General features: G+C 61.9%; 17 protein-coding genes. 13 read left to right on the forward strand and 4 right to left on the reverse strand.

Annotation, left to right across the window (positions count from 1 at the left end; all coding sequences use genetic code 11):
• The first annotated feature begins 85 nt into the window (after positions 1 to 85).
• Positions 86 to 1,054 carry a GlxA family transcriptional regulator gene (locus JFU04_RS09175; protein WP_201143894.1) on the forward strand — a complete coding sequence of 323 codons (969 nt, stop codon included), beginning with the start codon at positions 86 to 88 and terminating at the stop codon, positions 1,052 to 1,054.
• Between the two features lie 109 nt (positions 1,055 to 1,163).
• On the forward strand, positions 1,164 to 3,374 hold the full coding sequence (locus JFU04_RS09180; RefSeq protein WP_201143895.1) for an ATP-binding protein: 2,211 nt from the start codon (positions 1,164 to 1,166) through the stop codon (positions 3,372 to 3,374).
• On the opposite strand, the gene JFU04_RS09185 is transcribed toward JFU04_RS09180, so the two are convergent.
• The 4 genes from JFU04_RS09185 to JFU04_RS09200 form a co-directional block, all read right to left on the reverse strand.
• Positions 3,371 to 4,267 (reverse strand): alpha/beta fold hydrolase, encoded by an 897-nt coding sequence (locus JFU04_RS09185; protein ID WP_065907214.1) that lies wholly within the window; start codon positions 4,265 to 4,267, stop codon positions 3,371 to 3,373. The two genes, JFU04_RS09180 and JFU04_RS09185, sit on opposite strands and share 4 nt — an antisense overlap.
• An 83-nt stretch (positions 4,268 to 4,350) precedes the next feature.
• Positions 4,351 to 4,824 carry an isochorismatase family protein gene (locus JFU04_RS09190; protein ID WP_201143896.1) on the reverse strand — a complete coding sequence of 158 codons (474 nt, stop codon included), beginning with the start codon at positions 4,822 to 4,824 and terminating at the stop codon, positions 4,351 to 4,353.
• A gap of 48 nt (positions 4,825 to 4,872) precedes the next feature.
• The gene (locus tag JFU04_RS09195) at positions 4,873 to 6,699 is read right to left on the reverse strand and encodes a glycoside hydrolase family 15 protein (RefSeq protein WP_201143897.1); all 1,827 of its coding nucleotides are present in this window, start codon (positions 6,697 to 6,699) and stop codon (positions 4,873 to 4,875) included.
• The gene (locus tag JFU04_RS09200; protein WP_106804602.1) at positions 6,692 to 7,492 is read right to left on the reverse strand and encodes a glucose 1-dehydrogenase; all 801 of its coding nucleotides are present in this window, start codon (positions 7,490 to 7,492) and stop codon (positions 6,692 to 6,694) included. Before JFU04_RS09200 ends, JFU04_RS09195 begins: the two co-directional genes overlap by 8 nt.
• Positions 7,493 to 7,746: 254 nt before the next feature.
• Here JFU04_RS09200 and JFU04_RS09205 point away from each other — a divergent pair, with 254 nt between their 5' ends.
• The 11 genes from JFU04_RS09205 to JFU04_RS09255 all read left to right on the forward strand — a co-directional run bounded on the left by JFU04_RS09205 (position 7,747) and on the right by JFU04_RS09255 (position 17,254).
• Complete coding sequence (locus JFU04_RS09205) at positions 7,747 to 8,454, forward strand: HAD family hydrolase (protein WP_065907202.1); 708 nt, start codon at positions 7,747 to 7,749, stop codon at positions 8,452 to 8,454.
• Positions 8,455 to 8,623: 169 nt separating this feature from the next.
• Entirely contained in the window at positions 8,624 to 9,700 is a 1,077-nt protein-coding gene (locus JFU04_RS09210; protein WP_207200786.1) for a transaldolase family protein, read from the forward strand.
• Positions 9,697 to 10,425, forward strand: coding sequence for a sulfotransferase-like domain-containing protein (locus JFU04_RS09215; RefSeq protein ID WP_201143899.1), 729 nt, complete (start codon positions 9,697 to 9,699; stop codon positions 10,423 to 10,425). Before JFU04_RS09210 ends, JFU04_RS09215 begins: the two co-directional genes overlap by 4 nt.
• 10 nt (positions 10,426 to 10,435) lie before the next feature.
• On the forward strand, positions 10,436 to 11,161 hold the full coding sequence (locus JFU04_RS09220) for an SDR family NAD(P)-dependent oxidoreductase (protein WP_106804600.1): 726 nt from the start codon (positions 10,436 to 10,438) through the stop codon (positions 11,159 to 11,161).
• Positions 11,162 to 11,192: 31 nt separating this feature from the next.
• On the forward strand, positions 11,193 to 12,293 hold the full coding sequence (locus tag JFU04_RS09225; protein WP_342389434.1) for a hypothetical protein: 1,101 nt from the start codon (positions 11,193 to 11,195) through the stop codon (positions 12,291 to 12,293).
• Between the two features lie 7 nt (positions 12,294 to 12,300).
• Positions 12,301 to 13,071 carry a class I SAM-dependent methyltransferase gene (locus JFU04_RS09230; protein ID WP_065907189.1) on the forward strand — a complete coding sequence of 257 codons (771 nt, stop codon included), beginning with the start codon at positions 12,301 to 12,303 and terminating at the stop codon, positions 13,069 to 13,071.
• 10 nt (positions 13,072 to 13,081) lie between these two features.
• On the forward strand, positions 13,082 to 14,311 hold the full coding sequence (locus JFU04_RS09235) for an MFS transporter (RefSeq protein ID WP_106804598.1): 1,230 nt from the start codon (positions 13,082 to 13,084) through the stop codon (positions 14,309 to 14,311).
• Positions 14,308 to 14,922 (forward strand): adenylyl-sulfate kinase, encoded by a 615-nt coding sequence (cysC, locus tag JFU04_RS09240; protein WP_065907185.1) that lies wholly within the window; start codon positions 14,308 to 14,310, stop codon positions 14,920 to 14,922. The genes JFU04_RS09235 and cysC overlap by 4 nt, the downstream gene beginning before the upstream one ends.
• 96 nt (positions 14,923 to 15,018) lie before the next feature.
• Positions 15,019 to 15,663, forward strand: a complete 645-nt coding sequence (locus JFU04_RS09245; protein WP_201143900.1) for a CGNR zinc finger domain-containing protein — start codon at positions 15,019 to 15,021, stop codon at positions 15,661 to 15,663.
• 84 nt (positions 15,664 to 15,747) lie between these two features.
• Positions 15,748 to 16,248, forward strand: a complete 501-nt coding sequence (locus JFU04_RS09250) for a sigma-70 family RNA polymerase sigma factor (protein ID WP_065907182.1) — start codon at positions 15,748 to 15,750, stop codon at positions 16,246 to 16,248.
• A 31-nt stretch (positions 16,249 to 16,279) separates the two neighbouring features.
• On the forward strand, positions 16,280 to 17,254 hold the full coding sequence (locus JFU04_RS09255) for a FecR family protein (RefSeq protein WP_201146354.1): 975 nt from the start codon (positions 16,280 to 16,282) through the stop codon (positions 17,252 to 17,254).
• Positions 17,255 to 17,325: the final 71 nt, after the last annotated feature.

The raw sequence follows: 17,325 nt of genomic DNA on the forward strand, positions 1-17,325 counted from the left end.
AAGCTCCGCTAAAGGGGTGGACGACTTCACTCTAGAGGCCTAGGCTTTGGCGAATACGCCATTGAACCCACCAATCACGCCAATCATGCCCAGAATCATCCACGTCCTCGCTTTCGATAACGCCCAGGTCCTCGACGTGACCGGGCCGTTGCAGGTGTTCGCCTCGGCCAATGACCTGGCGCGCCAACGCGGCTTGCCGTTGCCGTACGCCGTCAGCGTGATCGCCGACCAGGCAGAGCCGGTCATGACCTCGGCGGGCCTGGCGTTGGTGGCGCAGCCGCTGCCCCCTGTTGACGCACCTTGCGACACCTTGGTGATCGCCGGTGGCTGGGGTGTGTATGGCGTCGCCGAAGACGCCGCGCTGGTGCAGTGGGTGCGTGAAAAATCCCGTCATACCCGGCGCATGACGTCGGTGTGCACCGGGGCTTTCCTGCTGGCCGCCAGCGGCTTGCTCGACGGTTGCCGCGTCGCTACCCACTGGACCCGCTGCGAGGAACTGGCGCGCAAGTTTCCCGCGCTGACGGTGGAGTCCAACCCGATCTTTATCCAGCAAGGCTCAGTGTGGACGTCCGCCGGTGTCACGGCCGGCATCGACTTGTGCCTGGCCCTGGTCGAGGAAGACCTGGGCCGCGCCGTGGCCCTGGAAGTGGCGCGGCACCTGGTGGTGTTCCTCAAGCGCCCCGGCGGTCAATCGCAGTTCAGCGTGACCCTGTCGCTGCAAAAAGCCGGCAGCCGCTTTGCCGAGCTGCACGCCTGGATCGCCGACAACCTCACCCTCGACCTCAACATCGCGACGCTCGCCGCCCAGGCGGGCATGAGCGAGCGCAGTTTCGTGCGTCACTACCGCGCCGAAACTGGCCAGACGCCCGCGCGCGCCGTCGAGTTGATCCGGGTTGAAACCGCACGCCGGCAACTGGCAGACAGCACCGCATCGATCAAGCGCATCGCCGTGCACTGCGGTTTTGGCTGTGAAGAGACGCTGCGCCGCAGCTTTTTGCGCGCCCTGCAAGTCACGCCCCAGGCCTACCGCGAGCGGTTCTACGATCCGGCTTGAACGAAAACGTACACATCTGTACCAAGGTGCTATGTTGGCTGACTACCTTGCGCAGTGAGCACCCGCCGCTGCACCGCTGTTTCCTCCGCCCCCCGGCGTGACGCTGCTCATGAAGCCATTGCCTGTGATCGGCGCCGTCCCCCTGTCGGACGATTGCGCGAGCGAGCCTATTCACATTCCCGGCTCGATCCAGCCCCACGGGTTGCTGCTGACCCTCAGTGAGCCGACGCTGGTGGTGCTGCAGGCCAGCGCCAACGTCAATACCGTGTTGGGCCTTGGCGGCGAGTCGTTGTGCGGCCAGGCGCTGGGCAGCCTGATCGGCGCAGACGCGTTGGCCCAGGTGCGCCTGGCGCTGGTCGACCTGGACACGGATGAAGACGAGCTGCGCCCAGTGACGCTCAACGGTGATCTTTTTGACGCCTTGCTGCACCGGCACCAGGGCTTGCTGTTTCTCGAACTGGAGCGCGCCGTGACACCCCGGCATGCCGCCGCGCTGCATGTCGCCCGTGCCCTGCGTCGCCTGCAGTCGGCGAAGAGCCTCGATGGGCTGTACCAGATCTGCGTCACCGAGATCCGCGCACTCACCGGCTATGACCGCGTCACCCTGTACCGCTTCGAGCAGGAGGGCCACGGCAAGGTGATCGGCGAGTCCCTCAGTGACGGCATGCCGCCGTACCTGGGCCTGTGTTTCCCGGCGTCGGATATCCCGCCCCAGGCGCGTGAACTGTACCGGCTGAACTGGATTCGCGTGATTCCCGATGCCGCCTACACGCCAGTGCCGATCCTGCCGGCCCTGCGCCCCGACACCGGCCAGGCGCTGGACCTCAGTTTCGCGGTGCTGCGCAGTGTCTCGCCGGTGCACTGCCATTACCTGAAAAACATGGGCGTGCGTTCGTCGATGAGCATTTCCCTGCTCAAGGACGACCAGCTCTGGGGCCTGATCACCTGCGGCCACCGCGAGCCCTTGCGCGTACCCCATGAGTTGCGCACCGCCTGCACCAGCATTGGCCAGTTGCTGTCGATGCAGATCACCTTGCTCCAGGAGCAGGAGGCCCGCCGCCAGCAGCAGGAAAAAACCAGCATGATCGATGCACTGGCGACTGCCATGGCGCTGCAGACCTGTGACGTGATGGAGAGCCTGCGCCCGCACGCGCAGACCTTGCTCAACCTGACGGCCGCCGATGGGCTGGCGATTCTGGTGGAGGCGCGGCTGCACCGGTTTGGCGTGTGCCCCACCGAGGAAGAGATCCGCGCCTTGTATCCGTGGATCCAGGCGCAGGGCAAGGGCGTGGTCTGCAGCCATCAATTGGGCGCGGAGTTCCCGCCGGCGGTGGCTTATCAAGCCATCGCCAGCGGCCTGTTGGCTTTTCGCCTGCCAAAGCCGGTGGATAACGCGGTGATGTGGTTCCGCCCCGAGGTCCAGACCACCGTGCACTGGAGCGGCGAGCCGATCAAATCGCGCGAAGCGGGCACGACTACATTGAGCCCGCGCCTGTCGTTTGAGCGATGGAAGCAGCAGGTCGACGGCAAGGCGCTGCAATGGTCGCCCTCGGAGTTGCTGGCGGTGGAAAGCCTGCGCCGCCACGCCCTGGAACATGACCTGGCGCGCCAGGTACAGCGCGAACACGCCGCCGTGCGTGCGCGGGATGAGTTGGTGGCGGTGGTCTCCCATGACCTGCGCAGCCCGCTGACCATTCTGCTGATGCAATGCGGCATGATGCGCAAGCTGGTGCCCGTCGACGACACCAAGGCCAGCCTGCGCTTGACCAGCGCGATTGAAACCATGCAGAACGCCACCTCGCGCATGAACACCTTGCTCGAAGACCTGATTGATATTTCGCGCATTGAGGCCGGGCGTTACCGGGTGGCCCCGCAACCGCTGGATGTGGTGACGACCCTGGAGCAACTGGGCCTGATGTGGCAGCCGCTGGCGGCGGCCAAGGGCGTCAACCTGACCTGGCAGGCCCAGCCAGGGCTGCGCGTCGAGGCCGACCCGGAGCGACTGTTCCAGGTGTTTTCCAATCTGCTCGGCAATGCCCTGAAATTCACCGGTCTGGGCGGCGCAATTGAGGTGCTCGCCCAGGCGGCGGATGATCACGTGCTGTTTCGCGTCTGCGACAACGGCGCGGGCATCGACGCGGCGCAACTGCCTTACATCTTCGAGCGCTACTGGACGTCCCGCGAGGGCAACCCCACCGGCAGCGGCCTGGGCTTGTACATTTCCCACGGGATCATCCAGGCCCATGGCGGCACGCTGTGGGCGGAAAGCGTGGCGGGGCAGGGCAGCGTCTTCAGCTTCCGGCTTGCGGCTGCGCCCTAGCGTCGGTCGAGCAACTCAATGATCGCTGCCAGAGTCGCCTGCGGGGCTTCCTGGGGAATATTGTGGCCGACGCCGGGCAACACTTCGCGCCGGTAAAAGCCGCTGAAGTGCTCCACATCGTCGTCCTCTTCCGGCGCTGGTCCGACGCCATCATCGGCACCACACAGCGAAATGCTCGGCACCGAAATCGGCGGTTGCAGGGCCAGCGCCACTTCGATGGGCTCCAACGCCGGGTCGCCGGGTGCGTACATGAAGCGATGGCGATAGGAGTGAATCACCACCTCGACAAAGTCCGGATTGTCGAACGACGGCGCCGTCTGGTCATACAGGCTCGGCCCCTCGGCCCAGGACGGCGACCACAGTGACCAGAGCAACTTGCACAACTGCGCGCGATTGGCGGTCAGCCCGTCCACGCCGCGCTGGGTATGAAAGTAGAACTGGTACCACAACCGATGCTCCGTCACGGGCGAGCGCGGCTTGAGCGACTTGGCGATGTCCTGGATGTTGTAGCCGTCCCCGGTCACCAACCCGCGCACCCGCTGCGGCCACAGCGCCGCGACAATACACGCGGCGCGGCCACCCCAGTCGTACCCGGCAAGCGTGGCCTGCGGGATCGACAACGCATCCATGAACTCGAGCAAATCCTTGGCCAGCGCCGCCTGTTGCCCGGAGCGCAGCACTTGCTCATTGATAAACCGCGTCGGGCCATAACCGCGCAGGTACGGCACCAGCACCCGACACCCGCGCGCGGCCAGCACCGGCGCGATCGCGTCATAGCCGCGCGGGTCGTAGGGAAAGCCATGCAGCAGGATCACCGGGGTACCGTCGGCGGGGCCATGGGCTTCATAAGCCACGTCGAGCATGGAGGTACGTATATAGAGCAGTGCGGTCATGGGGGCTCCTGTCGGTTGGTCAGCGGTGTTGCAACTGTAGTCCACGGGCGTGACGGGATAGGGCGCGCTTGAAGGCAGTAGGGTTACTTGTCCAGGTCCAGCTCGGCGCTGCTGCGCACCTGTTTGAAGTGGTGCCGCCACAGATCCACGCCCAGCTTGCCCGAGCGATCCAGCGACGAGCCGACCGTCAAGTCGCTGATCAAGGTCGGCTGCAGCCCGGCATCGAACAACGCAAACCCTGCTGCCAATACGCAGGTGTCGGTCTGGATACCGCACACCAGCACGCGCTCGGGGGCGAGGCTTTTCAGGTAGGCGATGGTTTGGGGTGTCGGCGCATAGCCGTGCTTGATGAAGACGCGATCTGCCGCGATCAGGCTGCGGTCATCCGGGGCCGGTTGCCAGCCGAGCTGGCGGGTGAAGGGCGTGATGCTTTCGTCATGGCGCTCCACGGTGGCCACTGACGGCAATCGCCCGAGCAGGGCATTGATGCCGTCCACCAGCCACTCGGGAGGGTTGAAGGACGGTTGCACATCGATGATCAGCAGTACCTGGCGCATGGGGCTCCCGTGACGGGTCGAGGGGCGCCCCATTGTGCACAGCCCACCTCAGGGTTGCCAGGTGGTCTTCTCGCCGCTGAGCTTGCGGTCCAGGAAAGTGGCCGCGCTGATCAACGCCAGATGGCTCAGGGCCTGGGGTGTATTGCCGAGGTGGTGGGCCTGGCTGTCGAACTCTTCGGCGTACAACCCCAGCGGGTTGGCGTAGCGCAGCAGTTGCTCGAACTCCAGGTGGGCCTTCTCCACTTGCCCGGCGCGGGCTAGGCATTCGACGTACCAGAACGAGCAGGCGGCAAACGCGCCTTCGGTGCCTTGCAGGCCGTCGATCTGGCTGTCGTCGTTGCGGTAGCGGTAGACCATGCCATCGCGCACCAGGCTTTTCTGGATGGCTTCCAGGGTCGAGAGCCAGCGCGGGTCGGTGGCGGCGACGAAGCGCACCAGCGGCATCAGCAGCATCGAGCCGTCGAGCGCCGTGCTGCCGATGTGCTGCACGAAGTGTCCGCGTTCCTCGTTCCAGAAGTTGCTCCAGATGTCGGCGTAGATGGCCTGGCGCGTCTGGTCCCAGCGTGCAAACGGCGCCGGCAGCGAGCGCTTGGACGCCAGGCGGATCGCCCGGTCCAGGGCTACCCAGCACATCAGCCGCGAATGCAGGAAGTGATGCTGCTCGCCACGCATTTCCCAGATGCCCACGTCTTTGCGGTTCCAGATCTCGCAGACCTGATCGGTGACTTCCACCGTGTGTTTCCAGCCCTCGTGGGAGATGGCCTCGCCGTACTTGTTGACCAGGTACACCGCGTCCATCAGTTCGCCATAGATATCCAGCTGGATCTGGTCGACCGCCTCATTGCCGATGCGCACCGGTTTGGCGCCACCGTGGCCGCTCAAATGCGCCAGCTGGGTTTCGGGCAGCTCTTGGCGACCGTCGATGCCGTAGAGGATATTGATCTTGGTCGGCTGGCCGCAGCAGTCGCTGACCCGGCCCTTGAGCCAACGCATATAGGCGTTGGCTTCTTCGACAAAGCCCAGGCGCATGAAGGCGTAGACGGTGAACGAGGCGTCGCGGATCCAGGTGTAGCGGTAGTCCCAATTGCGCTCGCCGCCTGGGGTTTCCGGCAGGCCGAAGGTCGCGGCGGCAATGATTGCGCCGTGTTTGCGCGAGGTCAGCAGCTTGAGCGCCAGGGCCGAGCGGTTGACCATTTCGCGCCAGCGCCCGCGATAGTTCGACTGCGCGATCCAGCCGCGCCAGAACTTCAAGGTATGGGCCAGTGCAAGGTCGGTGCAGCCGCTGTCCACGCGCTCATCGTCCTGGCCGCCGAGCACGAACTCGGCGCCTTCTTCCTGGCCCAGCTCAAAGTGCGCCACGGCGGCGTCGTTTTCGATCTGCAGCGGGTGGCTGCCGGCCAGGCGCAGGCCTGGCTGGCCATCGGCGGTGAAACACACGGTGCCGTTATCGAGGGCGGCGTGGGTGGACGCGCGCGCGTAATCATGGCGCACGGCGCAACGCAGGTGGAGGGTGGCCTTGCCGCTGACCACACGCACGCGGCGGATCAGCAGGGGCAGGTCGTCGATTTCTTCGCTGATGGTCAGCAGGTCGGTGACTTCGACCACGGCTTCGTCGCTGAGCCAGCGGGTTTGCAGCACATTGGTATCAGGCAGGTAGATCTGCTCGCGTCGCGCGTTGGGCAGGTCGGGGGTGAGTTGGAAAATCCCGGCACCGGGGGTGTCCAGCAGCGAGCAGAAGATCGACGGGCTGTCGAATTCCGGCCAGCAGAAGAAATCGATGCTGCCTTTGTCATTAACCAGGGCGGCACTGCGCATGTCGCCAATGATGCCGTGGGCATCGATGGCGCTTTGTTGCTCGTCATTCAAATCAACCATTGCCACGAAACTCCGGATAAAGGCTCATGCCGCCGTCAATAAACAAGGTGCTGCCCACTACATAGTCGGAGGCATCACTGGCCAGCCACACCACCGCGTTGGCCACGTCCTCCACATCGCCGATGCGGCCGTAGGGAATCAGCTTCAGCAGCTCCTTCGCTGCCGCGCCTTCAGTGGCGGCGCGGTTGATCGCGGTGCGGATCGCGCCGGGCGCAATGCCGTTGATGCGGATGCGCTGTTCGCTGACTTCCTGGGCGAGGGTGCGCATCAACATTTCCACGCCGCCCTTGGACGCCGCGTAATTCACATGCCCGGCCCAGGGAATGAGCTGGTGCACCGAACTCATGTGGATGATCTTGCCGGCCGCCCGCGACACGCCTTCACGCAGGCCCTGGCGATTGAAGATACGCACGGCCGCGCGTGCACACAGGAACTGCCCGGTGAGGTTGACGCCGATCACGCTGTTCCAGTCGTCCAGGCTCATGTCGACCAGGTTGGCGTCCTTTTGCATACCGGAATTGGCCACCAGGATGTCGAGGTGACCGAAAGCCTCGAGGGTCTGGGCGAATAAACGCTCTACGTCGGCCTCTTTGGACACATCGGCGCCAATGGCAATCGCCCGGCCGCCTTCTGCATTAATCTCGGCCGCCAGGGCTTCGGCCGGTGCGGCCTGGGCGTTGTAATTGAGCACGACGGCGGCGCCTGCCTGGGCCAACGCCTTGGCCGCGCCGGCGCCGATTCCGGAACTGGCGCCTGTCACCAGTGCCACTTGTTGCTCCAACGAGATGTGCATTGCCCACCCGACCTTAAATTCGTGAGTTCAAGTAGCTGACTGACGCCGCGCAACGGAAGTTCATCCGTGTGATTTTAGCGACTACAACCATGGTGATAAATGGAATAAAAGAATAATAAGAAATAACCATAAGATACTAAAAAACCGCTCAAAAGCGTTTGACAGGATTTTTTGTCGCGTGTCTTATAGGCACACCTCAACCCGCTCCGTTGGTAGTTCGGATGTCATCGCGGGGCCACCTATAAGAGAAATGTATGTGCCTGTCGGCCGTTATAGGGGAACTACCAGAGCAGGAAAAACGGGCCGCGTTATTACGCGCTCCCAAGTTGATTATCTTCGATTGCGACGGTGTCTTAGTTCACAGTGAAGAAATCACCCTGTCTGTGTTGATTACCCTGCTGAATGCCCAAGTAACGGGCAGTTTCAAACTGGATGAAGAAACGTATATCGAGCGCTTCCGCGGTCGTCGCATCGCTGAGTGTTTGCGCGAGGCGCAAGGGTTATTAAATATCGAGTTGGACAGTCAGTTCGAAGCACACTTTCGACACCAGGCCCTGGCGGCACTGACACTCAACTTGAAAGCCACTGATGGAATGGTTGAAGTCCTGCAGTCCTTGACGGTGCCTTATTGCGTGGCGTCGAGTGCGCCGCGCAACAAGATAGAACATTGCCTGCGCATTACCGGGCTGTTGCCTTACTTCGAGGGGCGGATATTCAGTTGTTATGAGTTGGGACGTTGGAAACCCGATCCCCTGGTGTTTTTAACCGCTTGTGCAACTTACAACATTGACACCGCTGACGCCTGGGTAGTTGAAGACAGTGTCACCGGCGTCCAGGCGGCGATGGCAGCGCATATAAAAGTGCTGGGGTTTGGCCCGCCCAGTCGCCACGCGCAGTTGGCAGCGGCCGGGGCATTACCGTTTTCCGATATGCGTGAAGTGTTGTCCCTTATTAATCATTGACCTTACTCAGGGAGGAGGCGTTGTGAGCGTACACGGTTATAGAGAACGGCTTAAGGCCAATGACCCCGGTTCAGAAGTGTGGTGGGATTCATCGCCGGTGGTGTACGCGCCTTTTAAAAGTCACTTGCTGGACAAGTACCCGGCGGCGATTGCGCATATCGAGCAGGTGATGCCCGATGAGTTCTCGCAGGGCAGCGGCTTCAGCAGTGTGACCACCAACCCCCGGCTGGTGACCGCGGCGATTCTCGACAAGCGCGAGTATTGGTCGTCGCGCTTCAACCTGGCGAGCCTGTCGCCCGCCGAGTTGCGCAAGAAGCTCTACAACGAAGTGATCGCCGAGGGCGCCGCAGCGCTCCAGGCGCTCTGGGTGCAGTCGGGCCAGGTCGAAGGCTGGATGTGCGCGCAGGTCGACCCAGTGGATGTGCGTTGTATCGAACGCATGACGGCCCGTGGGCTGGAGCTGCAGCAGTTGGCGCCGAACGTGATGGTCAAGGTGCCCGGCAGCCTGGAGGGCATGGCCACCGTCGAATACCTGGTGGCCCGGGGCGGTTCGGTGAATATCACCTTCTGCTTCACGGTCTCGCAGTTCCAGGCCGGCCTGCAGGCCATCGAGCGGGGCATGGCGACCGCACGCAGTCACGGTATCGACACCCGTCACTGCCGGCACGTGATTACCTTCATGATCGGACGGTTTGCCTGTCAGCCCGAATTTGCGTTGCAGGCGGCAGAGCGCGGCCTGGCGTTGAGCCCGGAGGAACTGCGCTGGGCCGAACTGATGGTCTACGAGCAGATCCAGGCGCTGGTCGCGGCGTCGACGGTGCCGGTCAAGACCCTGTTGTCCAGCATCAAGATCGATGTCGACGAGCGCGGCAACAAGCACTGCTGGCACCTGGAAAAAACCGGACTGAAGGCGACCTGCTACACGCTGACGCCAGACGTGGTGGAGTTTCTGATCGAGCGTGAGAGCCACGGCAAGCCGGTTGTCCCGGCGACGCAGCCGTTGACGCCGCCGGCGTCGATCTTCACCAAGCTGATCCGGATTCCGTACTTCTGCGAAGCCTATTTCATCGACAGCATCGAGGCGTACGACTTCGGCAACCATGAGGCGTTTATCAACGCCTGCAATGAGGCCAACAGCGCGCACCGGCGGCTGGCCGATTACTGCGTGCGACTCTGCCCGGTGGCGAAGCCGTTCAAGCGGTCGCTCACCGCGCTGCTCGCTGCCGAATTCGGGGTGATCGCATGAACAAGATGATCGGGTTGTGGGCCCACCCACGTTCGCGCTCCACCGTGCTGGAACGGGTGTTCATCGAGCGTGGAGATTTTGAAGTGTTCCACGAGCCCTTTGCGCACATGGCGTTTACCGAGGCGTCGGCGATTCCTTCGGATGAGTGGGACCACAGTTTGCCCACCACGTACGAGGGCATCAAAGAGCACCTGCTGGCGGCTAAAGAGCGCAGCAATGTGTTTCATAAAGACATGTGCTACCACTGTCTGGATGACTTGAAAGTTGATCTTGGGTTCCTCGCACAACAAGCCAACATTTTTCTTATTCGTGAACCGGCCAGCAGCATTATTTCCCATCATCGGGTCCATCCCGATATGCCTATCCAGGCCATTGGGCATAAAGCCTTATATGACATCTTTTGCGTGGTCACCAAACTGACCGGAACAGTGCCCTATGTGATCAATGCCGATGATCTGGCGGCTGAGCCGGAACGGGTAATACGCAAACTATGTAATTACCTGGAGATTGAATTCCTGCCTCACGCCATGACGTGGAAACGTGAATGCCCGCCCCAGTGGAAAACCTGGAGAAGTTGGCACGTGGCGGCAGAAAACAGTGAGCGGATTATTTCACCGGCTAAACAACAGATTGATATGACAGTACTCGATCAATTTCCGAAGTTGCGGGAATTGTACGAGTACCACCGCACGTTTTATGCGCGCATGAATGAATTTTGCCAATAAGGATTGTGGTATGAAGAAGTTGATTATTACCGGCGCGGCCAATGGCATCGGCCGGGCGACTGTCGAACAGGCGATTAAAGACGGTTACTTCGTTATTGCGGCCGACAAGGACCGACAGGGCCTGGAACGGCTGCAGGGGCTTCATGGCCGCGAGGTCCTGGAGACCCACGTCGCCGACTTCTCCGACCCCGCCGTTATCAAGGGGTTTATCCCCGCGCTGTATGAGCGCCATACAACGATCTACGGGCTGGTCAATAACGCCGGGATCTACCACGGCAAAAGCGTCTACGCCTATTCCGATGAGCAGATTGACGAAATCCTCAATGTGAACCTCAAGGCGCTGGTCTATCTGTCCAAGGATTTTGCCGAGCGCGAGATGAAGCACGAGGCCCCGCGCGCCATCGTCAATATTTCCTCGGTAGCGGGCGAGGTCGGCAGCTGTGACGCACTCTACGGTGCGACCAAGGCCGCGGTCATCGGCCTGACCAAGGCCAATGCCTGGAATTTCGCGCCGTTTGTGCGGGTCAACGCGGTCTCGCCGGCGCTGATCCATGAGACCGCGATCTACGACACCATCCCCGAGTACCGCCGTGTGGAGTACGCACGCCAAGAGATCCTCAAGGATCCCATCCTGCCCAGCGGCGTGGCCGAGGTGATTTTGCTGCTGATCGGTGAGGGCTTCCGGCACATGACCGGCAAGGTCATCCCCGTGGACAACGGAGCCTACCCACGGTGAGCCAGTCCCTGCGCAAGAAAAACTGCTGCTGGTGGGCGCCGGCAACCTGTGCCTGCAGATCCTGAAGATTCTCGGGCCAAAAAACGCCTTCGAATTTGTGGTGCTGGGGCGCAACGAAGAGTCGACTGTCCGGCTGTGCAACCTGGTGGCGCTGTCCTGCGCCCAGTTGGGCCAGTACATCGCAATCAAGCCGGTGATCGCCGACCTGACGGATATCCCGAAGGTGACGCGAGTGCTGCGTGAAGAAGCGCCCGACATGCTGGTGAACTGCGCGTCCTTGCAATCGTGGCGGGTGATTACCGGCTTGCCCAGGTTGTCGTTCGAGCAGCTCGACCAGGCGCAATTCGGTCCCTGGTTGCCTATGCACCTGACGTTGATGCATTGCCTGATGCAGGCGGTAAAAGCCTCCGGCATCTCGGCCAGGACCGTAAATGCGGCCTTCCCCGATGCCGTCAATCCGATTCTGGCCAGGGTCGGCCTGGCGCCGGATATCGGCGTAGGCAACGTGGCCAACCTGATCCCGGCCACGCAGCTTTCCATCGCGCGGTTGCTCGAGTGCGCGCCCGCGGACGTGCAGGTGCAGTTGTATACCCAGCACTACTTCAGCCACTACGTGCCGCGCGGTGGGTTGCCGCCGCGTGCCAGCTACCGCTTGTTATACGAGGTGCGCGACCGGCCACCAGTGACGCGCCTGTCAGACGCAGAGATCTTCTCCACGGTGAAGTCCGAGTTCCGCCGCCTGGGCGGGATCGATGGGCAGTTCCTGACGGCCTGCTCTGCGGTCACCGTCATCGAGGGCCTGTTTTCCCCCACGCCGGTGTGGGCGCATGCACCGGGCCCGCTTGGGCTGCCGGGTGGCTATCCGGTGAAGTTGCACGAGGGGCGGATCGATGTGCAGTTCAGCGAGGCCTGCCCCCAGGATGAGGCGGTGCGCATCAATAGCATCTGCCAGGGCCAGGATGGCATCGACGAAATCCACTGTGACGGATCGGTCACCTACAACCCGCAATGCATGGCCGTCATGCAGGCGCTGCTGGGGTACTCCAAGCAAACCATGTCCATCGAGCAGTCCGCCGACTTTGCCCGGGAATTGGCGAGCAAGTACCTGGCCTTCAAAAATTCAACTTGGTAGGTGTGTGATGAATCAGATGTCAGGGCGCAAACACAGCGAAGTCGCCAGTTATGCCACGCAATACTCCGCAGACTTCGTGGAGCGTTGGGACGAGTTGATCGATTGGGAAAAACGAAAGGCCGGGGAGAGCGGCTTTTTTGAAGAGCTGTTGCGCCAGCACGGTGTGCGCTCGGTGATCGATGTGTCGACGGGCAGCGGCTTCCACGCGGTCCAGCTCAAGGAAGCAGGGTTTGAGGTGGTGGCCACGGACGGCAGCAGCACCATGCTGACCAAGGCGCGGGAGAACTTCCGACAACGCGGCCTAGAGATCGAATCGCACTACATGGATTGGCTCGCGCTGGATCCCACCGTGCTGGGCAAGTTCGACGCGGTGGTGTGCCTGGGCAGTTCGCTGTGCCACGTCTTTGAAGCCCATGATCGATTGCGGGTGCTGGAGAAGTTCAGGGCACTGCTCAAGCCGGGCGGCCTGCTGATTGTGGATCAGCGCAATTTCTTCGCGATTCGCGCGGGCAACTTCAAGGCCAGCGGCAATTACTACTATTGCGGCACCAACGCCTGCGTGACCCTGGGGCACGTCGATCAACACCTGTGTGAGTTCATCTACACCTTCGATGAGACCGAACAGTATCGCTTGAAGGTGTATCCGTTGTTGCCGGGCAAGTTGGCCACCGAGGTGCTTGCGTCCGGGTTTGGCGCGCATGAGAGCTACGGTGATTTCCAGCGTGACTACGACATGATGACCTGTGACTTTGTCATCCACACCGCGCGCGCCGTCTGAGGGTCAGAGCATGAGTACACTCGTACAGAGCAACCCCCGCACCCTCGACAGTGTGGTGCTGGCGGTGGTGTTGACCGGCTTCGTGGCCAGCACCTATGGGTTTGGCGTCTACCTGTTCGCCAACCTCGTGGTGGACATGCGCCGGGACATCGGCTTCGACTACACCACGGTCGGCGTGATCACCGGCGGCGCGCAGGTCGGCTTCCTGCTGTTTTCCTCGGTCACCAGCTATATCAGCCGGTTTTTCGAGGGCTGGAAAATCAGCCTGGTGTCCACCGTGATGACCTCCCTGGCGCTGCTGGGCTTGAGCATCAGCGACAACATCTGGCTGTCCGGCGCGCTGCTGATTCTGCTCGGTGGCTGTTCCGCCTCGGTGTATATCCCGTTGGCCGAGATCGTCACCAAGGGCTTCAGCCCGGGGAATCGCTCGCGGGTCATGGGGCTGATTTCCAGTGGCACCAGCTACGGGGTGTTTATCAATGGATTGCTGGTCTCGTTTCTCACCTTGAACGGCGGCTGGCGTTCGATCTGGCTCACCGCCGGCCTGATCTCCGTGGCGTTGTGCCTGGTGGCCTGGTTTCTGTTGCGTAACCTGGGGGCGAGCCAGGATGTCGGCTTTGCCGGGGAGCACCCGGCAGTGGCGGGCGGTGATCGGCCCTGGCTGAGTCGTTCGCTGTACCTGACCTGGGCCATCGCTTTTCTCAACGGCATGGCACTGTTGCCGTTCCAGACATACCTGGCGCCTTTTCTTCGCGATGAGCTGGGTGTGTCGGTGCAGGATGCCGGGTTTATCTGGACCACCATCGGTGCCGTGGGCATGGCGTCAGGGTTTCTGGTCGGGTGGATCGCCGACAAGGTCGGCGTGCGGGCATCCCTGGCGATGTGCTTTTTGAGCGCGGGGCTTGCCGCCACCCTGGTATTCAGTTTCAACAGCCTTCCACTGTTCTACCTCGCGGCCTTTTTGTTCGCGTTGGCGTTCTACCCGATCTTCGGGCTTGTCCCCAGTTACATCGGGCAAATCGTCCCGGTCAGCCGCCTGACCCAGGCCTTTGGCATCGCCAATGTCCTGATCGGCCTGGGGGGCGTGTGCGGTAACTTCCTCGGCGGGTTTTCCAAGGACCTGACGGGGTCGTTCTCAAGCGTCTATTGGGTGGTTGCGCTCTTGTTGTTCGCGCAATGCGTGATGGTGTTCATGTTGGGTAAACAACCTGTTTCGATGACGGCGGGAGAGCAGCCATGAGCTATGTTGCGCAAGGTCCAGGCCAGAACCTGCATGCGTTTGCGTTCAGCCATCTACGCGCCGAACACCCGCGCATGAAGCAAAGGCCGTTGGTCATCTGGATGACCGGCATCTCTGCCTCCGGCAAGTCGACCATTGCCGATGCACTGGACATTGCCCTGCAGGCCCAGGGGCGATTTACCTGCATCGTGGACGGCGACTCCGTGCGAGGCGGGCTGTGCCGGGACCTGGGATTTACCGACAACGACCGCGAGGAGAATATCCGTCGCGTCGCCGAAGTGGCGCGGCTGATGCTGGAGGCGGGGCTGATCGTGATCGTCGCGCTGATCTCACCCTCGGCGGCGAGCCGGCACTACGCGCGCTCGATCATCGGCAATGAGTCGTTTGTGGAAGTGCATGTGGATGCGCCGTTGGAAACCGCCGAACAACGCGATCCCAAGGGCCTGTATAAAAAGGCCCGCGCCGGGCTGATCAAGAACTTCACCGGTATTGATTCGCGGTATGACCTGCCGATCTTTCCGGAAGTCCACTTGAATACCCAGGCGCTGTCGGTCGAGCAGTCCGTCGAGGCGATCCTCGATTGGGTCGCACGTAACGACGCGCGCACGTAGCCGTTGGTCTTTGCGTCGGTATCACACTGTCAGCCTTTTCAGAAAACAAGGTAATCTGCGGCATCGCCGCAAGACCGCGTTTTCTAAGGAGCAGACATGACGCATTTTACGGGCACTGCAAAATCGATCCGTCTGATTGGCGGGGCCCGGGTGTTGGACTTTATCAATACCACCAATGGCCGGCGTCCCGGCACCACCCTCAAGGTGACCGAAGAGCGGCTGACCAGTTTTCAGTTCTTCTTCGAATGGGCGCTCCATGCCTCGTTGATCTCGGCGCAGGAGTTCGATGACTACAAGCCCATGGTGTTTGAGTCGCCGATTTCCTATCAGCCCGACCTGGACGCGATCATCGCGTTCAGGGAGTGCCTGTACGCCGTGTTCTATCCGTTGTCATTGCAACAGGCCGCGCCCGATGCGCCATTGCAGCAGATCAACCTGGCATTCCAGCAGGGCGTTGCCTGGCGACTGCTGCGCTCGGTGGATGGCAAGCCTGCCTGGGAGTGGAAACCCTGCACCACCGCGCAGGAACTCACCACCATGGTGTTGGGCCGCCTTGCCATCGAGGCCACGCAAATGCTGGTGTCCGGTGATCTTCAGGCGTTGAGGAGTTGCACGGCCACCGACTGCGATTGGGTGTTCCTGGACATCTCCAAGAACAAACTGCGCAAGTGGTGCCAGATGAGCGTCTGCGGCAGCCGGGAGAAGCTTAGCCGTCTCCGGCAGGTGGCCAGCCAGCCATAGTGAGTGCCACGGGCGACGGGTAGCAATTGCTCGACTTAATAGGAAGCATTACTATTCACGCCCCGCCTCCCCAGTGCTCCCGCGATGATCCCTCAGCCGCCCCGCAGAACAGGCTTTTTCGAACACTACGAAGAGTTGGTCGGGACATGGACGCGCCGCCTGAGAAACCGTCAGCAGGCCGAAGACCTGGCCCATGACACCTTTGTGCGGGTGCTTGAGTCAAAATCTTCCGAGGTCGAGCAACCGCGCGCCTACCTGCACCAGACCGCGCGCAATATTGCAGTGGACGCTTATCGGCGCGAAGACCGTCGCGAAGCCATGGCCCTGCAAACCTGTGATCAGAGCTCGCCCCACAGCGGCGACCCGGAGCATTTCATGCACGCGATCCAGTTGGCGGACTCCATAGAACGGGCCTTGGCCGAGCTGCCCCTCAACTGCCGCAAGATTTTCATCTGGCAGAAAATCGAGGGCCTGACCCAGCAGGAAATCGCCGAACGCCTGGGGTTGTCTAAAAACATGGTGGAAAAGTATATGATCCGCACCCTGCGGCATTTGCGTGACCGCCTGGACGCGATGGCCCCATGACCCACGCCCGCTTTTTACAGGACCTTCCATGATGGATAACGTTGAACGTGCCTGCGGCAGTGAGGAGGCTCGCGATGCAGCTGCGCAATGGTTCGTACGTCTTCAAGACGCCGACCTGAGCCCTGAAGAGCGCCAACGGTTCGACGCCTGGCGCAATGAGCGCGCCGAGCATCAATACGAGTTCGATGTGCTTCAGGGATTGTGGAGCGCCACCGACTTGCTGCCCAGGGCGCGCCTGCAGGCATTGTGCGAAGCACCCGCCGAGCGCTCCAAGCGCCGCGCCGTGTTGCGTTATGCGGTGGCGGCCAGTGTGGTCGCCGTGGCCGTGGGGCTGGGGCTGTTCAGCGGCCTCGATCATCCAAAACCCTACACTGCCGAGTTCAGCACCCGCCTGGGTGAGCATCGCCAGGTGGCCTTGCCGGATGGTTCCGTGATGGACCTCAACAGCCGCAGCATCGTCGCCGTGCATTTTGAAAAAGGCCGGCGCGGCGTGGAGCTCAAGCAGGGCGAGGCGATGTTCAGCGTCGAGCACGACACCAGCCGGCCCTTTGTGGTGGCCGCCGGGGCAGGGCAGGTGACGGTCACCGGCACGCGGTTCGATGTGCGTCGCGATGACGACCAGACCCGCGTAGCGGTCGAGGCCGGTACCGTGAAGGTGCAAGGGCAGGCTGCAGACACCGTGGTGACACTGACGGCGGGCCTGGGTACGCATGTCGACCGCAAGGGACAGGTGGCAACGGCCTACGCGGTGAACGCCGAGGAGCTGACAGCCTGGCGTGCGGGCAAGCTGGTGTTCAACAACGCCCCGCTGGGCGAAGTCGCACGCGAAGTCTCGCGTTATCGCGAGCAGCCACTGCGGGTCAGCACACCGGCAGTCGGCAACCTGCGCCTGACCAGTGTGTTCAAGGCCAACGACACCGACGCCTTGCTCAAGGCCTTGCCACATATCCTGCCGGTGGCCTTGCGCACCTTGCCGGACGGCAGCCAGGAAATTATTTCACGCTGACATTCAGGTTTTTTCCGAGTTCTTCGTCTTCTCCTGCAACTGCAACTGGTTTGCATTAACAGCCGCGTACT

Origin of the sequence: Pseudomonas sp. TH21 (genome assembly GCF_016651025.1) — a bacterium.
Lineage (GTDB): Bacteria > Pseudomonadota > Gammaproteobacteria > Pseudomonadales > Pseudomonadaceae > Aquipseudomonas > Aquipseudomonas aylmerensis.

Bases quoted from the DNA above. Each gene is read 5' to 3' on its own strand.
- JFU04_RS09175 (WP_201143894.1), top strand. From the start codon at position 86: ATGCCCAGAATCATCCACGTCCTCGCTTTCGATAACGCCCAGGTCCTC.
- JFU04_RS09180 (WP_201143895.1), top strand. From the start codon at position 1,164: ATGAAGCCATTGCCTGTGATCGGCGCCGTCCCCCTGTCGGACGATTGC.
- JFU04_RS09185 (WP_065907214.1), bottom strand. From the start codon at position 4,267: ATGACCGCACTGCTCTATATACGTACCTCCATGCTCGACGTGGCTTAT.
- JFU04_RS09190 (WP_201143896.1), bottom strand. From the start codon at position 4,824: ATGCGCCAGGTACTGCTGATCATCGATGTGCAACCGTCCTTCAACCCT.
- JFU04_RS09195 (WP_201143897.1), bottom strand. From the start codon at position 6,699: ATGGTTGATTTGAATGACGAGCAACAAAGCGCCATCGATGCCCACGGC.
- JFU04_RS09200 (WP_106804602.1), bottom strand. From the start codon at position 7,492: ATGCACATCTCGTTGGAGCAACAAGTGGCACTGGTGACAGGCGCCAGT.
- JFU04_RS09205 (WP_065907202.1), top strand. From the start codon at position 7,747: ATGTGCCTGTCGGCCGTTATAGGGGAACTACCAGAGCAGGAAAAACGG.
- JFU04_RS09210 (WP_207200786.1), top strand. From the start codon at position 8,624: ATGCCCGATGAGTTCTCGCAGGGCAGCGGCTTCAGCAGTGTGACCACC.
- JFU04_RS09215 (WP_201143899.1), top strand. From the start codon at position 9,697: ATGAACAAGATGATCGGGTTGTGGGCCCACCCACGTTCGCGCTCCACC.
- JFU04_RS09220 (WP_106804600.1), top strand. From the start codon at position 10,436: ATGAAGAAGTTGATTATTACCGGCGCGGCCAATGGCATCGGCCGGGCG.
- JFU04_RS09230 (WP_065907189.1), top strand. From the start codon at position 12,301: ATGAATCAGATGTCAGGGCGCAAACACAGCGAAGTCGCCAGTTATGCC.
- JFU04_RS09235 (WP_106804598.1), top strand. From the start codon at position 13,082: ATGAGTACACTCGTACAGAGCAACCCCCGCACCCTCGACAGTGTGGTG.
- cysC (WP_065907185.1), top strand. From the start codon at position 14,308: ATGAGCTATGTTGCGCAAGGTCCAGGCCAGAACCTGCATGCGTTTGCG.
- JFU04_RS09245 (WP_201143900.1), top strand. From the start codon at position 15,019: ATGACGCATTTTACGGGCACTGCAAAATCGATCCGTCTGATTGGCGGG.
- JFU04_RS09250 (WP_065907182.1), top strand. From the start codon at position 15,748: ATGATCCCTCAGCCGCCCCGCAGAACAGGCTTTTTCGAACACTACGAA.
- JFU04_RS09255 (WP_201146354.1), top strand. From the start codon at position 16,280: ATGGATAACGTTGAACGTGCCTGCGGCAGTGAGGAGGCTCGCGATGCA.